The sequence below is a fragment of the Streptomyces sp. SN-593 genome, assembly GCF_016756395.1.
In the GTDB taxonomy this organism is placed as follows: domain Bacteria; phylum Actinomycetota; class Actinomycetes; order Streptomycetales; family Streptomycetaceae; genus Actinacidiphila; species Actinacidiphila reveromycinica.
In genome coordinates this window covers 8,576,715-8,595,962 of record NZ_AP018365.1, presented here as the reverse complement: position 1 = coordinate 8,595,962, position 19,248 = coordinate 8,576,715, and the positions used below count along the sequence as shown (strand labels likewise).

15 protein-coding genes are annotated in these 19,248 nt (G+C 73.5%); 5 read left to right on the top strand and 10 right to left on the bottom strand.

Features of this window, described 5'->3' with window-relative positions:
* Positions 1-376: 376 nt before the first annotated feature.
* From RVR_RS36015 to RVR_RS36000, 4 genes are all read right to left on the bottom strand, one after another.
* Positions 377-1,279: a metallophosphoesterase family protein gene (locus RVR_RS36015; RefSeq protein ID WP_202238199.1), complete on the bottom strand. Its 903-nt coding sequence runs from the start codon at positions 1,277-1,279 to the stop codon at positions 377-379.
* A gap of 113 nt (positions 1,280-1,392) precedes the next feature.
* On the bottom strand, positions 1,393-2,286 hold the full coding sequence (locus RVR_RS36010) for a ParB/RepB/Spo0J family partition protein (protein ID WP_237405176.1): 894 nt from the start codon (positions 2,284-2,286) through the stop codon (positions 1,393-1,395).
* A gap of 653 nt (positions 2,287-2,939) precedes the next feature.
* The gene (locus tag RVR_RS36005) at positions 2,940-3,164 is read right to left on the bottom strand and encodes a DUF5988 family protein (protein ID WP_237405175.1); all 225 of its coding nucleotides are present in this window, start codon (positions 3,162-3,164) and stop codon (positions 2,940-2,942) included.
* Positions 3,165-3,434: 270 nt separating this feature from the next.
* Positions 3,435-3,914, bottom strand: a complete 480-nt coding sequence (locus tag RVR_RS36000) for a cold-shock protein (RefSeq protein WP_202238197.1) — start codon at positions 3,912-3,914, stop codon at positions 3,435-3,437.
* A gap of 267 nt (positions 3,915-4,181) precedes the next feature.
* Between RVR_RS36000 and dprE1 the strand changes: the two genes are divergently transcribed.
* Positions 4,182-5,525, top strand: a complete 1,344-nt coding sequence (gene dprE1, locus RVR_RS35995) for a decaprenylphosphoryl-beta-D-ribose oxidase (RefSeq protein WP_202238196.1) — start codon at positions 4,182-4,184, stop codon at positions 5,523-5,525.
* A gap of 76 nt (positions 5,526-5,601) precedes the next feature.
* Positions 5,602-6,357: a decaprenylphospho-beta-D-erythro-pentofuranosid-2-ulose 2-reductase gene (gene dprE2, locus RVR_RS35990; protein WP_202238195.1), complete on the top strand. Its 756-nt coding sequence runs from the start codon at positions 5,602-5,604 to the stop codon at positions 6,355-6,357.
* A 162-nt stretch (positions 6,358-6,519) separates the two neighbouring features.
* Here the strand turns inward: dprE2 and RVR_RS35985 are convergent, their stop codons facing one another.
* Positions 6,520-7,434 (bottom strand): transcriptional regulator, encoded by a 915-nt coding sequence (locus tag RVR_RS35985; protein ID WP_202238194.1) that lies wholly within the window; start codon positions 7,432-7,434, stop codon positions 6,520-6,522.
* 423 nt (positions 7,435-7,857) lie between these two features.
* Here RVR_RS35985 and RVR_RS35980 point away from each other — a divergent pair, with 423 nt between their 5' ends.
* Together RVR_RS35980 and RVR_RS35975 are read left to right on the top strand one after the other, a co-directional pair.
* On the top strand, positions 7,858-8,742 hold the full coding sequence (locus RVR_RS35980) for a hypothetical protein (RefSeq protein ID WP_202238193.1): 885 nt from the start codon (positions 7,858-7,860) through the stop codon (positions 8,740-8,742).
* A 186-nt stretch (positions 8,743-8,928) separates the two neighbouring features.
* On the top strand, positions 8,929-9,612 hold the full coding sequence (locus RVR_RS35975) for a response regulator transcription factor (RefSeq protein WP_202238192.1): 684 nt from the start codon (positions 8,929-8,931) through the stop codon (positions 9,610-9,612).
* Positions 9,613-9,695: 83 nt separating this feature from the next.
* Here RVR_RS35975 and RVR_RS35970 read toward each other — a convergent pair whose 3' ends face one another.
* The 4 genes from RVR_RS35970 to RVR_RS35955 all read right to left on the bottom strand — a co-directional run bounded on the left by RVR_RS35970 (position 9,696) and on the right by RVR_RS35955 (position 17,044).
* Positions 9,696-10,643, bottom strand: a complete 948-nt coding sequence (locus RVR_RS35970; RefSeq protein ID WP_202238191.1) for a decaprenyl-phosphate phosphoribosyltransferase — start codon at positions 10,641-10,643, stop codon at positions 9,696-9,698.
* A complete protein-coding gene (locus RVR_RS35965) occupies positions 10,636-11,205 on the bottom strand; it encodes a phosphatase PAP2 family protein (protein ID WP_202238190.1) in 570 nt (189 codons plus the stop codon). Before RVR_RS35965 ends, RVR_RS35970 begins: the two co-directional genes overlap by 8 nt.
* Before the next feature lie 308 nt (positions 11,206-11,513).
* The gene (locus tag RVR_RS35960) at positions 11,514-15,311 is read right to left on the bottom strand and encodes an ABC transporter transmembrane domain-containing protein (RefSeq protein WP_202238189.1); all 3,798 of its coding nucleotides are present in this window, start codon (positions 15,309-15,311) and stop codon (positions 11,514-11,516) included.
* Positions 15,308-17,044, bottom strand: coding sequence for an ABC transporter ATP-binding protein (locus RVR_RS35955; RefSeq protein WP_202238188.1), 1,737 nt, complete (start codon positions 17,042-17,044; stop codon positions 15,308-15,310). Before RVR_RS35955 ends, RVR_RS35960 begins: the two co-directional genes overlap by 4 nt.
* 443 nt (positions 17,045-17,487) lie before the next feature.
* Here RVR_RS35955 and RVR_RS35950 point away from each other — a divergent pair, with 443 nt between their 5' ends.
* The gene (locus RVR_RS35950; RefSeq protein WP_202238187.1) at positions 17,488-18,246 is read left to right on the top strand and encodes a thioesterase II family protein; all 759 of its coding nucleotides are present in this window, start codon (positions 17,488-17,490) and stop codon (positions 18,244-18,246) included.
* A gap of 117 nt (positions 18,247-18,363) precedes the next feature.
* Here the strand turns inward: RVR_RS35950 and RVR_RS35945 are convergent, their stop codons facing one another.
* Positions 18,364-19,134, bottom strand: a complete 771-nt coding sequence (locus RVR_RS35945) for a 4'-phosphopantetheinyl transferase family protein (RefSeq protein ID WP_430393206.1) — start codon at positions 19,132-19,134, stop codon at positions 18,364-18,366.
* Positions 19,135-19,248: the final 114 nt, after the last annotated feature.

The window sequence follows — 19,248 nt, the reverse complement described above, 5'->3', positions numbered from 1 at the left end:
ATTCACATCTCCGGTCCCGCTTCCGGTTCACGCGAGAACGCATGTGCCGATATCGGCGGTGCAATGCGTTTCGGAGATGTCCTCTGCGACAGGTTCACCGGGCGAGGGAACGCTAACCGGCGGACCCCGGGCCGTGCAACCGGTCTGACCTGAGGGCTTGGCCCTGCGCGGCGGGAACGCCCGGCCACCTGGGATGGCGCTGTCCAACTGCACGAGTGCAGCAGTTGGCCGCGCGTAGTGAGGGTTCGTCAGCGGCCGATTCGAAAACGCGGCGAAGGCCGGTGACGCGCGACCGCGCTATTCCGCGCGCGGCGCGCACCGATTTCCCGGATTTTCCGTATGCGGGGGCGGGCGGCGGTTCGGCCGCCCGCCCGGTTCACCGGAAGACGCCGGTGCCGCTCGGTGCGGGCGCCGCCGGGACCGGCAGGATCTGCCGCGGGATGGCGGGATGGTCGGGGATGCTGGGCCGGTCGGCGCGGTGGCGCCACTCGCGCGGGTAGCCGACCGAGACCTCCTCGAACCGTACGCCGTCGTGCCAGGTGGTCCGGGGGATGTGCAGGTGCCCGTAGACGACGGCGAGGGCGTTGAAGCGGGTGTGCCAGTCGGCGGTCCGGTCGGTGCCGCACCACTGGGCGAACTGCGGGTAGCGCAGGATGCGGGTCGGTTCCCGCACCAGCGGCCAGTGGTTGACGAGCACCAGCGGGTGGCCGGCGTCCAACTCCTTCAGGCGCCGTTCGGTCTCCTCGACACGCGCCCAGCACCAGGCTTCGCGGCTTTCGTACGGGTCCGGCTGGAGCAGGGACTCGTCGCTGCACACGATGCCGGTGTCGTAGGCGATGGCCAGCGACTCCTCCTTCGTGCGGGCCCCGGCGGGCCGGAAGGAGTAGTCGTAGAGCAGGAAGAGCGGCGCGACGGTGACGGGGCCGCCCGGACCGGTCCAGACCGGATACGGGTCCTCGGGGGTGACGACGCCGAGGCGGCGGCACATCTCGACGAGGCGGCGGTAGCGCTCCTCGCCGCGCCAGTCGACGGTGTCGCGTCCGTGGGTCCACAGCTCGTGGTTCCCGGGCACCCAGATCACCTTGGCGAAGCGCTCGACGAGCACGCCCAGCGCCCATTCGATGTCGGCGAACAGTTCGCCGACGTCGCCGGCGACGATCAGCCAGTCGCCCGGGACCTCCGGGCGCAGGTTCTCGACGAGGGCGCGGTTCTCCGGATATCCCACGTGCATGTCGCTCAGGGCCAGGAGGCGCGGAGGCGATTCTGAGTTGAGAGGCATCCGACGCAGCATCACACACCGCGGGCCGTCGGGGAAGGACGGGCCGTCGGGGAAGGACAGGTCGGCGGGGGTGACGGCGCGGCGCCTGCGCCGTCACCCCCGCCGACCGTGTCCTACTCCGGGCTCAGTGCCTGCGACCGCCGTTTCAGCTCCTGGGCGAAGTCCTCCCAGATGCGGGAGTTGTGCCGGGAGAGCTGGATGGCGAGGTCGATGCAGTGCGAGGGCACCGACGCCACGATGTCGGTCATGTCCTGCCCGCCGACCACGTTCTCCTTGAGCATCCGCAGCAGCCGCCGCCCGAGTTCGCTCTGGCGCAACGAGGGGTCGCGCATGAGCTTTTCGAGCGTGACGCCCGGCAGCGGATCTCTCGGGGTCACCGTCTCGCAGGTCGCGGTGCCGCCCTGGCTCGGCACGGGTTTCTCCCCGCGTTCCAGCCGCCGCCGCACGTCGAGCGCCGTCGCCGGCGAGACCCCGGCCCTGCGGGCCACCTGGCGCAGGGACGCCTCCGGGTTCTCCTTGATGAGTTCCGCCACGCGCAGCCGTCCTTTCGCCGCGTCCAGCGGCCGGACCTTTCCGTCGCGGCCCACCCGGAAATTCAGCTTCGGCACGGATTCCGAGGAGCGGCGCAGTTCCGCGACCGCCCGGGCGCCGAGTCCGGTGGACTTCGCGATGGCCCGGTCCGACATGTTCGGGTGGGACTTGAGAATGCGGAGCGCGGCCGCGGTACGATCTGCCTGCGTCAGCGGGAGACCGTGTTCGACATTCGCCTCAACCGCCTTGAGGAACGCGTCCTCGCGACTTCCGTCGAAGAACTCGACGTCGATGTAGCTCTGGCCCTTGATCGATGCCGCCATCAGACGGTGGATACCGTCGATCACCCGCATGGTCCGCCGGTCGATCATGATCGGCGGGAGCTGGGTCTCCACTGCCGCGAGCCTTAAGACGTGGGTCTTGTCCTCGCCCTCCAAACGGGGCGAGTCGCCCGGAAGAACCTGTACGATGGGCACTGAAACGATATTCGATTGTCTGTCGTGCAATTCATCCGCTTCAGCGCGTATTACACTCTGGGCAACATCGCCCATACTGCACCCCCATGACGACTACGCCGAAAATTCTGCAGCAAAAAGGCAGCAACCCTCCGTCAAATCCGGGCAGGTATATGATTGTTGCGGGCCGTGCCAGGCTAACAGCCCGCACTCTACTAGGGAAGCTTCCGGCCACGTTTACGAATTCGTGGCCGGAAGGCGAAACCTCGCAAACCAGGTACTCGGAACTCTTCCCTCGATACCTCGCAGGACTCACCGGGCGCCGGCGGGCGGCGAACACGGCGGGTAGTCGGCGGAGCCGTGCAGAACCGGACTTTGTCGGCGTCGGCATGAGCCGTGCGTGTCCGGGAGGCGGCCGACCGGGCGGGGACCCCCCGGGCGCCGACCCCTGCTCACCGTCGAAAACCTGTTCAACCGTGGTGACGGCTCAGTTGAACAGCTCTGCCCGAACCGGGCAGCCGAACCGGGCACACGGGCCGTCGGCCGTGTGACCGGTTCGCCGTCGTCGGCGCGGCTTCCTCCGGAGGGGATCGGCGGTGGCGCGTACGCACCGGGTGGCACCTGAAACAGACGCCCCGTCGAAGCCGGTGCGGAATGCGGGTCCGGTGCCGCCGCTACTCCGCCACGTAGGTACAGCGCGTCCACTCGAAGACCCGCAACTCGCGGTCGTCGATGACGGTGGTCTCGGTGTTCGCCTCGAAGTGCTCGTAGCGGTTCCCGCAGAGCACCTTCACCGCGTCCACGGTGAGGTCCGGCAGATAGCGCAACCGGTCCCGCTCACCGAGGTACGGGCTGGAACCGCCGCTGAGGAAAACGTTGGGAACAGCATTCGACCGCATGATCATCCTCACTCTCTGGACATTGCCGTTTCCGCACTTGCTCCGGGAGTGTGCCGGGCGGTCTCCGCGCGCGACCGCCCGCGGAGACCGCCCGGTGATTCCCCACCGGCGGGCCGTCGTCCCGCCCGCCGGCCAACAGAAAGGGCCGGGTGCGACGGGCGCACCCGGCCCTGGTCCGAACACGGGTGCGCGCGGCACCCGTTCGTACGGTCTTTCAGCCCGCTGTTCGTACCGGAGGGATCGGTGGTGCCGGCGGCGCCGGCGGGCGGGTCAGTCCTCCACCCAGCCCTGCTGCCTGCCGAAGGCCACCAGGCTCTCCCTTACGGCGACGATCTGCCGTCCGGTCAGCTCCGGCGCCGAGGCCAGCAGCAGTTCGGTCACCTCGCCGCCGTACTCCGCCGCGCTGAGCAGGTCGCACGTCTTCTCCTGGACGTCCCCGGCGGGTGCCGTGCTGCCCGCATCGCCCACCGGGACCTCGGGCGCCACCGGTGTGCGCGGCCCCGGTATCCCCGCCCGCGCGGGCGCGCCTTCCGCCGCCTGCGCCGCTCCCGGCGCGATCCGCACCTCGGAAGCCTTCAGTCCGCGCCCGCCGTCCTCGACCTCGAATTCCACCGCCAGACCCGACCGCACGGAAGACTCCGGAAAGAGCAGGTCATTCACGTGCAGGAACACATCATCCCCACCACGATCCGGCGCGATAAAGCCGTACCCGCGCATCCCGTCGAACCGGACCACCCGACCAACAGCCATCCTCTTACCCCCATGACTGAGATTCCACGCGTCATGTCGCCGACGAATCCCTTTGAATTCCGACGGCCATCGACACCACACGGAGATCACCAGTGGTCAGACACCTCGCCTGACACATTGGTGAGGATTTTAGCGACGCGTCCGCCGGCCCACCGATGCAGTTGAACACGCCGCCCGGCAGCGGAAATCGGATCTCCGGAAACGGCCAAGTGCGGCCGCCGCCTTCACCGCTCGGTACTCCCCCGGCGCGCTGGTACGGTCGCAGCCATGCCTGTCCGTTCACTTGCCGGTTGGGGGCGCACCGCGCCGACCACGGCCCGCGTGCTGCGGCCGCGTACCCGCGAGGAGGCGGTGCGCGCGCTGGCGCAGGCCGGACCGCGCGGCGCGGTGGCGCGGGGCCTGGGGCGCGCTTACGGGGACGCCGCGCAGAACGCCGGCGGCGCCGTCCTCGACATGACCGGCCTCGACCGGATCCGTTCGATCGACGCGCAGCGCGGTCTGGTGGTCTGCGACGCCGGGGTGAGCCTGCACCGACTGATGCACGTGCTGCTGCCGCTGGGCTGGTTCGTGCCGGTCACCCCCGGGACCCGGTTCGTGACGGTCGGCGGAGCGGTCGGCGCCGACATCCACGGCAAGAACCACCACGTCAGCGGGGCGTTCACCCGGCACGTCGAGTCGATGGAGCTGCTGCTGCCGGACGGCGGCGTCCGCACGGTCTCGCCCGGTGACGCGCTCTTCGAGGCCACCGCGGGCGGCATGGGGCTGACCGGGGTGGTGCTCGGCGCGACCCTGCGGCTGCTTCCGGTGGAGACCACCAGGATGCGGGTGGACACCGAACGCGCGGCGAACCTGGACGACCTGATGGCGCGCCTGGCGGCCACCGACCACCGCTACCGCTACTCGGTGGCGTGGATCGACCTGCTGGCCAGGGGCGCTGCGCTCGGCCGCTCCGTCATCACCCGGGGCGACCACGCGCGCCTGTCCGACCTGCGGCCGAAGGACCGGCGCGACCCGCTCGCGTTCCGCACCCCCTCGCTGCCGGCGGCTCCGCGCGGCATTCCCGGCGGTCTGCTGCGACCGTCCACCGTGGGAGTGTTCAACGAATTGTGGTTCCGCCGGGCCCCGCGCGAGCGCCGCGGCGAACTCCAGTCGATCCCGGCCTTCTTCCACCCGCTGGACGGGTTGCCGGAGTGGAACCGGATCTACGGTCGGCCCGGGTTCGTGCAGTACCAGTTCGTGGTCGGTCCGGAGCGTGCGGACGTGCTGCGCGCGATCGTACGGCGGATCAGCGAGCGCAAGTACCCGGCGTTCCTGGCGGTGCTCAAGCGGTTCGGGCCCGGCGGCTCCGGCTGGCTGTCCTTCCCGCGGGAGGGCTGGACCCTCGCGCTCGACATCCCCGCCGGCCTGCCCGGCCTCGACCGCTTCCTCGACGCCCTGGACGAGACGGTCGCGGACGCCGGCGGCCGGGTCTACCTCGCCAAGGACTCCCGGCTGCGGCCGGAACTGCTCGGTGCGATGTACCCGCGGCTGGCCGACTTCCGGCGGCTGCGCTCCGAGGTCGACCCGGACGGCGTCCTGGTGTCCGACCTGGCCCGCCGGCTGGACCTCTGAACCCCGCCGCCGGACCTCTGACCCCTGATCAGGAGTACCCCGTCATGCAGTACCCCGTCATGCAGGAGTGCCCGTCATGAAGGACGCGTTCGGCGCCCCCCAGTCCCTGCTCGTCCTCGGCGGATCGTCCGACATCGGCCGGGCCGTCGCCCGCTGGCTGGTCGCGCGCCGCACCCGCCGCGTCCACCTCGCCGGCCGTGCGTCCGACCGGCTGCGGGAGGCGGCGGCCGAACTGACCGGGCTGGGCGCGGAGGTGACCGTCGTCCCCTTCGACGCCGCCCGGCCGGAGACGCACGAGGAGGCGCTCGGCAAGGTGTTCGCCGAGGGCGACGTGGACTGCGTGCTGATGGCCTTCGGCGTCCTCGGCGACCAGGAGCGCGACGAGGCCGACCCGGCCGCCGCCTCCCGCGTGGCGCAGGTCAACTTCACCGGCGCGGTGTCGGCGGGGCTGGTCTGCGGGAACGCGCTGCGCGCGCAGGGCCACGGCTCCCTGGTGGTGCTGTCGTCGGTGGCGGGCGAGCGGGCCCGGCGCTCCAACTTCATCTACGGCTCGTCGAAGGCCGGGCTGGACGCCTTCGCCCAGGGACTCGGCGACGCGCTGCACGGCTACGGGGTGCACGTGATGGTCGTCCGCCCGGGCTTCGTCCGGACCCGGATGACCGCGGGCATGAAGGAGGCTCCGCTCGCCACGACCGCCGAAGCGGTGGCCGAGGCGGTCGTGGCGGGCCTGCGGCGGCGCAGCGAGACGGTGTGGGTACCGGGCGCGCTGCGCCTGGTCATGTCGGGGATGCGCCACCTGCCGCGCCCGCTGTTCCGCCGTATCCCCCTCTGACAGGGGCCGATCCGGGCGGGCCGGACCCCGCACCCCGGGTGCGGCGCGATACGGCCCGCCCCCGCGCCGCGGGACGCGGACGCGGGGCGACGGCTCGGGGCCGGCCGGCCGCGCCCGCGAGGGCGGGCCGGCCGTGCGGCGGGCGGGGACGGCGGGCGGTGCTCAGCCCACGGCGCCGGGCTGGTTCAGCTCCCGGGCGAAGTCCAGCCACATCTGGGCGACCTGGTGGGCGAGCTGCTTCATGTGGTTCGTGCAGTGCGGCGGCACCACCTCGACGAGGTCGTTGAGGTCGCGGGCCCCCGTGGTGCAGGACTGGAGCAGCACCAGCAGCCGTCGCCCCGTGTCGTGCTGGCGCAGCGACGGGTCCCGGGCCAGTTTCGTCAGCAGCATCGCCGCCGCGTTCACGGCCATCGGGTCGGCGGGCGCGCCCGGCCGGGAGGGGTGCGGCTGCCGCGTCGGACGGGCGGCGCCGGCCGGGCGCGCCCACTCGGCCGGGGCGGACGCCGGTGCCCGGCCCGGACCGCCGGTGCGGCTCGCGGGTTCGGCGCCGCGCCGCGCGGACCGCCGGTCCGCGGGGCCGACGCGGTCCCGGTCCCGGCCGGCCGCCTGCCGACCGGGCACGGGGCCGAGTCCGGCGTTCAGCCGCTTGCGCACGTCGCTGACCGTCGCCGGCGAGACGCCCGCCATCCGGGCCAGTTCGCGCAGCGAGGCGTGCGGGTGCTCGGCCAGCAGCTCGGCCGCGCGCAGCCGGCCGGCCGCGCCGTTGACCGGCCGCACCCGGCCGTCCCGGCCGACCCGGGCCTCCACGGCGGGCGCCTGGTCGTCGGAGCGGCCGCGCAGCGCGGCCACGGTCTTCGCGCCGAGCCCGGCGATCTGGGCGATCGCGCGGTCGGACAGGTGCGGGTGGGAGGCGATGATGCGCTTGGCCGCGGCCCGCCGGCCCGTCTGGGAGAGCGGATAGCCATGGCCGACGTGGTCCCGCACGGCGTACAGGAACGCTTCCTCGCTGGTTCCGTCGAAGAGTTCCGCTTCCCTTTCGAGAAGCCCCGCCGCCATCAGGCCATGGGTGTTTGACATGTCCGCGATCCCCCGATCGTAGATTGCGCGTACACCAGCGTCCAGGCGGCGTTGTGCGCGGCCCGGCGCTGTGGGCTCCCGTCGTGCGGCGGGAGCAGATCTCGTACCGGCGTGAAGTTTATGTACGCCGGGCGAGCCCGGATACTCATGCTCCGGTACTAGTACCGGTGCGTTCAAGATCTCATACCGCAACTCGACCCTCGAACGGCGGACTTCAGCACCGGCACCGACCGTAGACTCTGCTTGTCGGCACGTACGCCGTCATCCGGCGGATACGCCGTCATCCGGCCCGCACGCAGCCGCCCGGCTCGTCGGCTGCCGACGGGTCGGCGTGCGCCGCGTCGGCGCTCTTCCGCGCCGGTGGCACGAGTCGCCCGTCGCCCGTCCGGCTTCGGAGCGGGCTCCGATGGGAGGAATTGATCCGTGTCCGCGACCGAGGTCCTGCTCGTCGTCGGCATCGTCGCCTACGTCATCTTCCGGCAGGTACAGGGGGAGTTGCTGCGCGCGAAGCGCGCGGTGGTGCTGCCCCTGGTACTCACCGTGGTGGGCTTCACCGACCTGCACCTGGCGCACGCCCATCTCCAGGCCGTCGACATCACCTGCCTGATCATCGGCACCGCGGGCTCGGCGCTGATCGGCTGCGCCTTCGGTGCCTGCACCCGGCTGGAGTCCCGGGGCGGCTATCTGTGGGCCCAACTCCCGATGCGCTGGCTGTGGTTGTGGGCGGCGCTGATCGGCTGGCGGCTGGTCGTGATGGCGGTGGCGGGTTCGATGGACGCGCACATCGCCGCGTCCACCTCGACGCTGCTCTTCAGCCTGGGCGTGAACCGTCTCGGCCAGGCCGCGGTCATCGTGCCGCGCGCCATGGCGATGGGCATCCCCTTCGCCCCGGAGGGCGGTGGCGGCGGCGGCCTGCTGTCCGACCTGCTCGGCGGCGCGGCGAACGGCGGTGCCCCCGGCGGGGGTTACGACCGGGACCGGTACGCACGCGACCGCTACGAGCAGGAGCGCTACGACCGCGAGCGCGCGGACCGGGAGCGCGACGACCGCGAGCGGTACGACCGCGAGCGCGCCGCGTCGTACGACCGCGACCGCTACGAGCGGGACCGGTACGACCGTGACCGCTACGAACCGGACCGGGACCGTTACGACCGGGAGCGGTACGACCGGGGCCGCGACGGCGACCGCGGGCGCGGCGGCCGCGGCGGCGGCCTGCTGGACGGCGGGGGGCTCCTCGGCGGCGGCGGCCTGCTCGGCGGTGACCGGGGGCGCGGCCGGCGCGACCGGGGCCGGTTCCGCGACCGGTAGGAGCGGGGGGGCGGGTTCGGGCCCGCGTCACGTGGGCCCGCCAGTGACACAGGTCGTACGGTCCGACCGCGATCCGTGAACACCGGGGCCGCTACGCGGTAGCCTCGGCTTGGGCGTTCGGGGCAGCACGCGGATCGGTCCGCCGAGCTGCCAACTCCCCCTACCCGAGCCCGGAGAGAGCGAGCGATGAAGCCCGTGCCCGGCGGACCTGTGCGCATCGTGGTCGCCGACGACCAGGCGAGCGTGCGCGAGGGGCTGGTGGCCCTCCTCGGCGCGCTCCCCGAGATCGACGTGGTGGCGTCCGCCGCCGACGGCCGGGAGGCCGTGGCGAAGGTCGCCGAGCACCGGCCGGACGCGATCCTGCTCGACCTGCACATGCCCGGGCTCGGCGGCATCGAGGCGACCCGGATCCTCACGGCGGACCATCCCGAGGTGGCGGTCGTCGTGCTCACCAGCTACCTCGACGACGCCTCGCTGCTCGAAGCGCTGCGGGCCGGCGCGCGCAGCTACCTCACGAAGGACGCGGACCGCACCGACATCGCCCACGCCCTGACGGCGGCCGCCGACGGGCTCGCCGTGTTCGATCCGCGCGTGCAGGCGGCGCTCCTCGACGTCGCGTCGGGCGGCGTCCCGGCGCAGCCGGCCCCGGTGCCCGCCGCCGGGGAACCGGTGCTGACCGACAGCCTGACGCGGCGCGAGGCGGAGATCCTGACGCTGATCGCGCAGGGGCTGACCAATCCGGAGATCGCCGACCGGCTCTTCCTGAGCAAGCACACCGTGAAGTCGCACATCAACCGGATCTTCCTCAAGACCGGTTCCCGTGACCGCGCCGCGGCGAGGAGCTACGCCCGCCGCCGCGGCCTCGTCTAGGACCTGTCCGGCGGGGCTTCCCAGGGGCCCCGGGGGGCCTTCCTCCGGCGTCCACTGGCGATCCCTCCGCCGTGCCCGGCCGGTCAGATCCTGGCGAGCGTCAGGCCGTACAGCGCCGCCCACACCGCCGCGGTCACCAGTAGCGGGCGGTCGCGCAGGACGACGTCCTCGGGCGCGCCGGCCTCGCCGCGGTCGGCGAACATCGCGTAGCGCAGCACCCCGAGCACGAAGGGGATGATGGACAGCTGCCGCCACAGCAGGGTGTCCCGGGGCAGCGCGGGCGGTGCCTCCAGGGCCCACAGGCAGTAGCTCAACACCGCGACGGCAGCCGCGAGTTGCCACACGAAGCGCAGGTAGCCGGCGGTGTAGGAGGCGAGCAGGGCGCGGCTGCGGGCCGCGTCGCCGCGCAGGGCGGTCAGCTCCGAGTAGCGCTTGGCGGAGACCATCAGCAGTGCGCCGAAGCCCGTGGTGATCAGGAACCAGCGGGACAGCGGGACGCCGGTCGCCGGTCCGCCGATCGCCGCGCGCATCAGGAACCCGGTGGTGACCACCACGAGGTCCACCACCTGTACGTGCTTCAGCCGGAAGCAGTACAGCAGTTGCATGACCACGTAGGCGGCCAGCACCAGTGCCGTCGGGGCGTTGCAGAGCAGGGCGGTGGCGAGGGGGGCGGCGGCCGCCAGGGCGCCCCCGGCCCCGTAGGCGAGCGGCACCGGCACCCGGCCGGCGGCCACCGGGCGGTGGCGCTTGGTCGGGTGGGCGCGGTCGGCCTCGACGTCCTGCGCGTCGTTGACGAGGTAGACGGCCGAGGAGGCCACGCAGAACAGCGCGAACGTCTCGACGAGGTGCAGCAGCACGCCCGTGCTGAAGGTCCGCCCGGCGGCGGTGGGTGCCGCGAGCACGAGGACGTTCTTCACCCACTGCCGGGGGCGGGCGGTGCGCAGCAGCCCGGTCAGCGGGGAGTTGCGCACGAACCGCTGGCCCGGCCGGGCCGGGTGGTCGAGTGCCGCGGTGGTCCTGGGCTCAGCCATGGCGCGCCTCGCCCGTCGCCCAGGTTCGGCCGAGGGTCGCGGCGACCGCGCCGAACGCGGCACCGGCGAGGACGTCCGAGGGGTAGTGGACGCCGACGACCAGCCGCGAGGCGCACATCCCCAGGGCCGCCGCCGCCACGGCGGGCGGGCAGGGCGCCAGGGAGCGGAAGGCGACCGCCGCGGCCGCCGCGGAGGCGGCGTGCGAGCTGGGGAAGCTGTGGCGTCCGGCGGTGCGGACCAGCGGGCCGCCCGGCGGTTCGGGCCGGGGCCGGCGGACGATCCGCTTGACCGCCATGCTGCCCAGGTGCGCGCCGGCCACCAGCGCGGTGGCGCGCAGCCACGGGCCGCGCCGGTGCGGGTCGAGGGCGGCCGCGGCCAGGCCGGCGGCGAGCCACACGGCGCCGTGGTCGCCTGCCGTGGACAGCCCGCGGGCGGCCCGGGCCACCGGCGATACGTCGCCGAGCGCGCGGGCGGCCGCGAGCAGGCGGCGGTCGGCCGCGGCGAGCGGCCGGCGCGGGTCGTCCGCCGGGCCCGGCGCGGGCCCCGGCCCTGACACTTCCATCGCGTGCGCTCCTTCGGGGGTTCGTCGTGCGCGGATGCCCGGAGGCGGTCGGGACGGGCCCGCCCGGCGCGGAGCCGGGGAGGGGGCCGGTGGAGCGTGGTGGCCTGGAAGGGCCGAGGCAGGGGTGACGGGGGTCGAAACGTCGTGGGATCAGGACGTCGTGGGGTCGGCGCGTCGGCCGGCTCGGCCGCCGCGCTCCGGTCCACGGGTCCCGGTGCGCGGGGGCTCCGCCCAACGGGGCCCGGGCGCACGGGAGTCGGCGGCGGTACGGGTGGACCGGTGCCCGCCCGGACCGCCGCCGCGCCCGGTCATGTCGCGTAGTGCAGCAGCGACTTCCACAGCTCGCCCCACGGCTCGCGCGGGTCGGTGCACACGTAGATGTGGCCGCCGTACTCCTTGTTGTGGATGTCGTAGGGGTTGCTGAGTCGGCCGACCTCGCGGACGCTGCCGAAGTCCTTGCGCAGGTCGGCCGCGTAGCCCTTCCCGCCGACCGGCCCGGGCACGACGGCCAGCACCGTGGTCGCCTTCGGGTTGCCCGGCCCCCACCACCAGTTGGTGTTCTGGGCGCTCACCGCCGTCGGCAGGTCCCTGCCGAGGTGGTTGATGGCGCCGGCCTCGCCGTCGTTCTGCGTGTAGATCACGGCGGAGGCGCGCTGCTCGGCCGGCAGGTCGTGCCACGCGGTGTCGACCGACGCCACGAGCTGCGGCCAGCCGACGGTGTCTCCGAGGTTGCGGTTGACGCCGTAGGTCCATCCGATGTCGTTCACCGGCAGCAGCGGCAGGCCCACGACGAGCATCAGCGCGGTGGTCACCACGGAGGCGGCGGTCAGCACGATGCGCCGTCGGCGCACCTCCAGCCAGCCGTCGAGGGCGACGGCGCCGGCGGCGAGCAGGAAGACGTACGCGCCGGCCAGGTAGTAGATGCGTGCCCCGGTGGTGGCGGCGAACAGCACGAACAGGATGGCGTACGACCAGATCAGCGCCTTCCACATCGGGTTGCCGCTGCGCCACATGTGGCGCACGCCGACCATCCACACCCACAGCAGGGCGAGGGTCACCAGCAGCAGTTGCCCGATGATCCAGGTGGAGATGTTGCCGGCGCCGCCGTTCTGCTGGTTGAGGGTGTGGGTGAAGGTGAGGCCGGCCCAGTCGTGCCGGGTCTGCCACCACAGGTCGGGGAGGGCGAAGAGCACCGTGATCACGCCGCCGGCCAGAGCCCAGCGGTTGAGCACGAGGGAGCGGCCGCCGGTGATCAGCAGCCCGATGACGAGGGTGAGGGCGAAGGAGGCGATGAGCCGGCTGTCGGTCATGCCGAGGCCGAGCACCACTCCCCCGGCCAGCCACCAGCGCTGCTCGCCGGTGCGCTCGACCTTCAGGGCCACCAGCGCGAACGCGGCCCAGGCGAGCAGGTCGTAGGAGGTGGTGTTGGCGACGTGGGCGCTGGAGAGCAGCACCGGCATGGTGCCGACACCGAGCGCGGTGACGAACTGGGCGCGGCGGGTGCCCCCGAACTCGCGTGCGGTCAGGCCGCCGACCAGTACGGTGGCCGCCGCGGCGAGCGCCGGAAGGACGCGGATCGCGGTGACCGAGGTGCCGAACAAGGCCACCTCCACCCGCATGAGCAGCGGCGCCAGCGCGGGCTGGTCGACGTAGCTGGCGGACAGGTGGTGCAGGGTGTCCAGGAAGTACAGCTCGTCGACGAAGTAGCCGTAGCGGCTCGCGAGCCCCAGGAGCAGGGCGAAGACGGCCACGGAGACCCAGACGACCCGCCGGTCGAGTGCTTCGGGCTCGCGCCTGCCGGTGGCCGGACCGGCCGCCCGCGGGCCGGCGTCACGCGGTGCCGCGGTCTCGGGCGGCGGGGCGTCGGGCAGGGCGGTCGCCGTCGCCACGGACTGCGCGGCCGCGGCCGCAGCCGACGGCGGCGCGCTCTCGGGCGGCGCGGTCGGCTGGGCCGTCGCCGGCCGCGGTGCGGGTTCCTCCCGCGGCGGCGACTGCGGGGCATCGGATGTCGGCATCGAGCACCTTTCTTGTGGGACCTCCGTCCGGTCCACCGACTGGCCGGCGTGCAGGTGGTGGTAGGCACCGCGCCGGGCCAGGAGTTCGTCGTGCGTGCCCTGCTCGACGACGCGGCCCGCGTCGATGACGACGATGAGGTCCGCGTCGCGCACCGTGGACAGCCGGTGCGCGATGACGAAGCCAGTCCGGCCGTGCCGGAGCTTGTCCATCGCGTCGCGGATCATCGCCTCGGTGCTGAGGTCCACGCTGCTGGTCGCCTCGTCGAGGATGAGCACCCCCGGGTCGGCGAGGAACGCCCGGGCGATGGTGAGCAGTTGGCGCTGTCCGGCGGAGAGCACCGACGCGTCCTCGTCGAGGGCGGTGTCGTAGCCGTCGGGCAGCGAGCCGACGAAGTCGTCGACGTGGGCGGACCTCGCCGCGGCCACGATCTCCTCGCGTGTCGCGTCGCGGCGGCCGTAGCCGATGTTCTCCGCGATGGTGCCGGCGAACAGCCAGGTGTCCTGGAGCACCATGCCGAAGCGCCGCCGGACCTGTTCCCTCGTCAGGTCCCGGTAGTCGGTGCCGTCCAGCAGGATGCTGCCGCCGTCGGCCTCGTAGAAGCGCATCAGCAGGTTGACCAGGGTGGTCTTGCCGGCGCCGGTCGGGCCGACGATCGCGACGGTGGTGCCGGGCTCGGCGACCAGGCTGAGGTCCTCGATCAGCGGCCGGTCCGGCTCGTAGCGGAAGGACACGCCGCGCAGTTCCACCCGGTGGCCGCCGGGGCCGCGGCCCGGGCCGTACGGCTCGGTGGGCCGCGCGGTGGCGGTGCCGGTGGCGGGCTCCTCGGGCTCGTCGAGCAGTTCGAGGACGCGGGCCGCGGACGCCTGCCCGGACTGGATCAGGCCGACCTGTCCGGCGACCTGGGCGACCGGCAGGGTGAAGCGCCGGGAGAACTGGATGAACGCCTGGACCACGCCGAGCGAGATCGCGCCGGTGCTCACCCGGTAGCCGCCGAGCACCGCGATCACCACGTAGTTGAGGTTGCCGACGAACAGCACCGTGGGCAGCGTCAGCCCGGACAGGTACTGGCCGCGGAACCCCGCCTCGCGCAGCGCGTCGTTACGGCGCCCGAACTCGGCGATCCGCACCGCCCGCCGCCCGAAGGCGAGGACCAGTGCGTGCCCGGTGTGCCCCTCCTCGACCAGCGCGTTCAGCTCGCCGGTGAGCTTCCACTGCCGGGCGAACCAGGTGGCCGCGCGCCGCGCGAGCGCGAGCAGGGCCGCGATCAGCAGCGGGATGCTCACCAGGGAGGCGACGGCCAGCACCGGGGAGAGCCAGAACATCACGCCCAGCAGCCCGAGCACCGTCAGCACCGAGGTGAGCAGCGGGCTCGGGCCCTCCTGGAGGGCGGTGGTGACGTTGTCGATGTCGTTGGTGACGCGGCTGAGGATCTCGCCGTGCGGGTGGCGGTCGAAGTAGCGCAGCGGCAGCCGGTGGAGCTTGGCCGTGACCGCCTCGCGCAGGCGGTGCACCACCCGCATGGCGACCCCGGCCATCAGGTGGTTCTGGGCCCAGCCCAGCAGCGCGCCGAGCAGGAACACGCCCGCCGCCGCCAGCAGCACCCGGCCGAGCCGGCCGAGGTCCACCGGGGCGCCGGGCACCACGTCCATCGTCGCGGCCATCGCGGCGAGGTGGTCGTGGCCGTGGGCGCGCAGGTCGGCGACCGCCCGGGCCTTGCTCTGCCCAGCGGGCAGGCGGGCGCCGATCACGCCGCTGAAGAGGATGTTCGTGGCGGTGCCGAGCAGGATCGGGCCGGCCACGAGGCAGGCGACCGAGCCGGTGCCGAAGAGGGCGACGAGGAACAGCCGGAGGCGTTCGCCGGCCAGGAGGACGGAGCGGACCGACCGCCCCGAGGTGCCGGGCGCGGGGGCGGCGGGGAGGTCGGGGCGGCCGTCGTCGCCTCCTGCACGCTCAGGGCTGCCCGTGCTCCCGGCCGCCCCCACGGAGGTGGCGGGTACGCCGGAGGTGGCGGGTACGGTCGGGCCCTCGGGCAGGGGCGGGAGGCCGGCGGGGGTGTCCGGGGCCGCGGCGCCTCCGGCCGGGGTGTTCACGCGGCGGCCCCGGCGTCCGGCTGCGCCATGACGATCTCCCGGTACGGCGCGCAGCTCTCGATCAGCCGGGCGTGGCTGCCGTGTCCCGCGACCGTGCCGTTGTCCAGCACCACGATGTCGTCGGCGGCCGTGATGGTGGCCGCGCGCTGCGTCGTGACCAGCACGGCCGCGTCGCCGGTCTCGGCCCGCAGGGCGGCGCGCAGCCGCGCCTCGGTGGCCGGGTCGAGCGCGGAGAAGCAGTCGTCGAAGACGTACAGGCGGGGCCGGCGCAGCAGCGCGCGGGCGATGGCCAGCCGCTGGCGCTGCCCGCCGGAGACGTTGCGCCCGCCCTGCTCGATCGGCGCGTCGAGCCCGCCGGGCATGGCGGCGACGAACTCCAGGGCCTGGGCGACCTCAAGGGCGTGCCACAGTTGCTCGTCGGTGGCGTCGGGCCGGGCCATCCGCAGGTTCTCCGCGACGCTGCCGGCGAACAGGAACGCGGTCTGCGGCACCAGGCCGATCCCGGCCCACAGCTCCTCGGCGGCCTGCTGCCGGACGTCGGTGCCGTTCACCGCGACGGTGCCGCCGGTCGCCTCGCAGAACCGCAGGACGAGGTGGAGCAGGGTGGTCTTGCCGCTGCCGGTACGGCCGACGACGGCGGTGGTGCGCCCGGGGCGGATCGTGAGGGTCAGACCGGTGAGCGCGGGACGCCGGGCGCCGGGGTAGCCGAAGGACACGTCGCGGAACTCCACGGTGCCGGTGGCCGTCGCGGGCGTGACCGGCCGGGCCGGGTCGGCGGTGCCTGGGCGCGCCTCGATCACCTCGGTGATCCGCTCGGCGCCGGCCACCGCCCGGGGCAGCAGGATGACGACGCTGACCCCGATCCCCATGTAGAGCAGCACCTGGAGGATGTAGACCTGAAAGGCCGTCAGATCGCCGACGGACATCGTGCCCGAGCCGACCAGCCGGCCGCCGAACCAGGTCAGGGCGACGCTGGTCAGGTTGACCAGGCCGAGCACCGCGGGGAGCACCACGGCGAAGACCCGGTTGGCGCGCAGCGCGGTGCGGGTCATGTCGTCGTTGACCTCGCGGTGGCGCGCGGCCTCGTCGCCGGTGCGCAGGAAGGCGCGGACGACGCGGGCGCCGGTGATCTGCTCGCGCACCAGCCGGTTCAGCCGGTCGATCTTGTCCTGCACCGACCGGAAGAGCGGCACCACCAGCAGCAGCATGATCCCGACGATCACCGCCATGACCAGCAGCGTCGCCACCACCAGCAGCGACAGCCGGGGGCCGTACCAGACGGCCATCACCAGGGCGCCGGCACCGGTGGCCACCGACAGGAGCAGGAGGTTGAGCGCCATCTGCAGGAAGAGCTGCACCTGCTGCACGTCGTTGACGTTGCGGGTGACCAGTGTGGGGATGCCGAAACGGCCCAGTTCCTGCTCGGACAGCGCCAGCACCCGCCGGTAGACGGTCTCGCGCACCGACGCGCCGACCGCCATGGACACCCGCGACGCGACGTGGACGGCGAGGGACGCGGCGAGGCTGACCGCGAGCGCGACGGCGAGCATCACCGCGCCCGCGCGCCAGATGTGGCCGCCGTCCCCCACCAGCACGCCGTCGTCGATGATGTCGGCGTTGAGGCCGGGAAGGTAGAGGTTGCCGGCGACCTGGACCGCGACCAGCGCGACGATCAGCGCGAGGCCGCGCGCGTGCGGCCGGAGGAACCCGCGCAGCAGCCGGACCACGGCCATGGCAGACGTCTCCTTCCGCAGTCCGCGAACGCCGCAGGGCAGCGCTCGTCCACGTCGCGATCCACATGCGAGAGGGGGCGAACAGCCGTAGGAGTGCCGTTACCCGGCGATCGATCCCGCGCCGCGCCCCTGCCCGACCGGGCGCACTGATCGTACGATGACCTGCCCTGATCTGGCCCCGTGTTCAACCGCTGCCGCGTCGGCGGTCGGACGGGTGCCGCTGCCGCGCGGGTCCGGGGGCCGCGCCGTCGCGGGGTGCGGCACGGTCCCGGACATTCGAAGTTCAACTGCGGCGCCACGGCGGCCCGGTGGCACGGCCGTGAGCTGCGCGGTCCGCTCCGATCCGCACGCGGGGGCGATGATCTCCGGCCAACTGCCGGGTGTGCCGCCGTCCACCGCCTTGTTATCTTGCGGCGGACAGCCGAACCCGACGATGGAGCAGCATGTCATCCGTGGAAAATCAATGGTGCCGCCGCTACGTGCCCGCACAGGCCCCCACCGCGCGCCTCGTCTGCCTCCCGCACGCGGGTGGGTCGGCGCCCTACTTCCGCCCGGTGTCGCTGGCGCTCGGCAAGGAGTTCGACGTCGTCGCCGTGCAGTACCCGGGCCGCCAGGACCGCCGCAGCGAGCCGCCGATCACCGAGATGTCCGTGCTCGCCGACCGGGTGGCGGAGATCCTGGCGGCGGAGGACGATCTTCCGTTGACGCTGTTCGGCCACAGCCTCGGCGCCATCCTCGCGTTCGAGGTGGCCCGCCGGCTGGAGGCGGGCGGGCGGCCGCCGGCCCGGATCGTCGCGTCCGGGCGCCGCGGGCCGTCCACCCACCGGGACGAGGCGCTGCACCGGCTCGACGACGCCGGTCTGATCGCCGAACTGCGGGCGGGCGAGGGCACCGTGTCCGTCCTGCTTGAAGACGAGGAGCTGATGCGGGCCGCGCTGCCGGCGCTGCGCGCCGACTACCAGGTCGCCGAGCTCTACGGCTGCGACCCGTCGGTGACCGTGAGCAGCCCCATCACCGTGCTGACCGGCGACAACGATCCCAAGACCACGCTGGACGAGGCCAGGACGTGGGAGGCGCACACCACCGGCGGCTTCGAGTTCGAGGTGTACCCGGGCGGGCACTTCTTCCTCAGCCAGCACATCGCACCGATCATCGCGCTGCTGCGCGGGCACCTGAGCGGGCGCTCCGCCCCGGTGCAGTAGTCGCGGCACGCGACGGCGCCCGGGATGTCCGGGCACGGGCCGCGGCCCGCGTGCCTCCTTCGGGAGGTCGCGGGCCGCGGCCCTTCCTGCTGTCCCTGCCGCTCGGGCCCGGGCGGCCTACGGGTGCGCCACGACCACGGCGGTGGCCGCGATGCCGTCGCGCACCAGCCACCGGCCGGTGAACCCGTCCAGTTGCCGGCCGCCGACCGTCGGTCCGGGAACGAGCAGCCGCGCCGTGAACCCGCCGTCCTCACGGAGTGTCACATGGGCTTCCTCGAAGCCGAGCCAGCGCCGGGTGAGCGGGAACCACGCCTTGTAGACGGCCTCCTTGGCGCAGAACAGCAGCCGGTCCCAGGGAACGTCGGGGCGGGTGCGCGCGAGCGCGTCGAGCCGCCCGTGCTCCGCCTCGATGGTCACCACGTCGAACACGCCCTGCGGCAGCGGGAGGGCCGGCTCGGCGTCGATGCCGAGCGACGCGACCTCCGTGCCGGGCGCGACGGTCGCGGCCCGGTACCCGTCGCAGTGGGTCATGCTCCCGACCACACCGGACGGCCAGCTCGGCGCGCCGCGCTCGCCGGGGACGAACGGCACCGGGCCGTACCCGAGCCCGGCCAGCGCGCGCCGGGCGCAGAACCGTACGGTGGTGAACTCGCGGCGCCGCTTGTCGACCGCCTTCGCGATCGCCGCCTCCTCCTCGGGGAACAGCCGCGCCTCGGGGTGCCGCTCACCGTCCAGGACGTCGCCGAACAGGTCCACCGACACCGCGCAGGACGGCAGCAGGTCCCGTATCAGCCCGGCGGGCGCCGGTGCGGGGGCACTGGCGGGCGCCGGTGCGGGGGCGGGCTGCGGTCCGGGAGGGGCGGCCGGCGGCCGCGCGATGTCGTCCATGGCGTCCTAGAACTCCAACTCGTTGTCGATGAGGTCGAATATCTCCTCGTCGGTGGCCTCGGCGAGCTTCCTCGCCCGAGCGGCGTCGGCGGCCGCGGACCCGTTCGCCGGCCC

Excerpts from the sequence above, each read along its gene's own strand:
- dprE2 (WP_202238195.1), top strand. The coding sequence starts at position 5,602 with ATGAAGGACGCGTTCGGCGCCCCCCAGTCCCTGCTCGTCCTCGGCGGA.
- RVR_RS35950 (WP_202238187.1), top strand. The coding sequence starts at position 17,488 with ATGTCATCCGTGGAAAATCAATGGTGCCGCCGCTACGTGCCCGCACAG.
- RVR_RS35955 (WP_202238188.1), bottom strand. The coding sequence starts at position 17,044 with ATGGCCGTGGTCCGGCTGCTGCGCGGGTTCCTCCGGCCGCACGCGCGC.
- RVR_RS36005 (WP_237405175.1), bottom strand. The coding sequence starts at position 3,164 with ATGCGGTCGAATGCTGTTCCCAACGTTTTCCTCAGCGGCGGTTCCAGC.
- dprE1 (WP_202238196.1), top strand. The coding sequence starts at position 4,182 with ATGCCTGTCCGTTCACTTGCCGGTTGGGGGCGCACCGCGCCGACCACG.
- RVR_RS36000 (WP_202238197.1), bottom strand. The coding sequence starts at position 3,914 with ATGGCTGTTGGTCGGGTGGTCCGGTTCGACGGGATGCGCGGGTACGGC.
- RVR_RS36015 (WP_202238199.1), bottom strand. The coding sequence starts at position 1,279 with ATGCCTCTCAACTCAGAATCGCCTCCGCGCCTCCTGGCCCTGAGCGAC.
- RVR_RS35945 (WP_430393206.1), bottom strand. The coding sequence starts at position 19,134 with ATGGACGACATCGCGCGGCCGCCGGCCGCCCCTCCCGGACCGCAGCCC.
- RVR_RS35965 (WP_202238190.1), bottom strand. The coding sequence starts at position 11,205 with ATGGAAGTGTCAGGGCCGGGGCCCGCGCCGGGCCCGGCGGACGACCCG.
- RVR_RS35970 (WP_202238191.1), bottom strand. The coding sequence starts at position 10,643 with ATGGCTGAGCCCAGGACCACCGCGGCACTCGACCACCCGGCCCGGCCG.
- RVR_RS35975 (WP_202238192.1), top strand. The coding sequence starts at position 8,929 with ATGAAGCCCGTGCCCGGCGGACCTGTGCGCATCGTGGTCGCCGACGAC.
- RVR_RS35985 (WP_202238194.1), bottom strand. The coding sequence starts at position 7,434 with ATGTCAAACACCCATGGCCTGATGGCGGCGGGGCTTCTCGAAAGGGAA.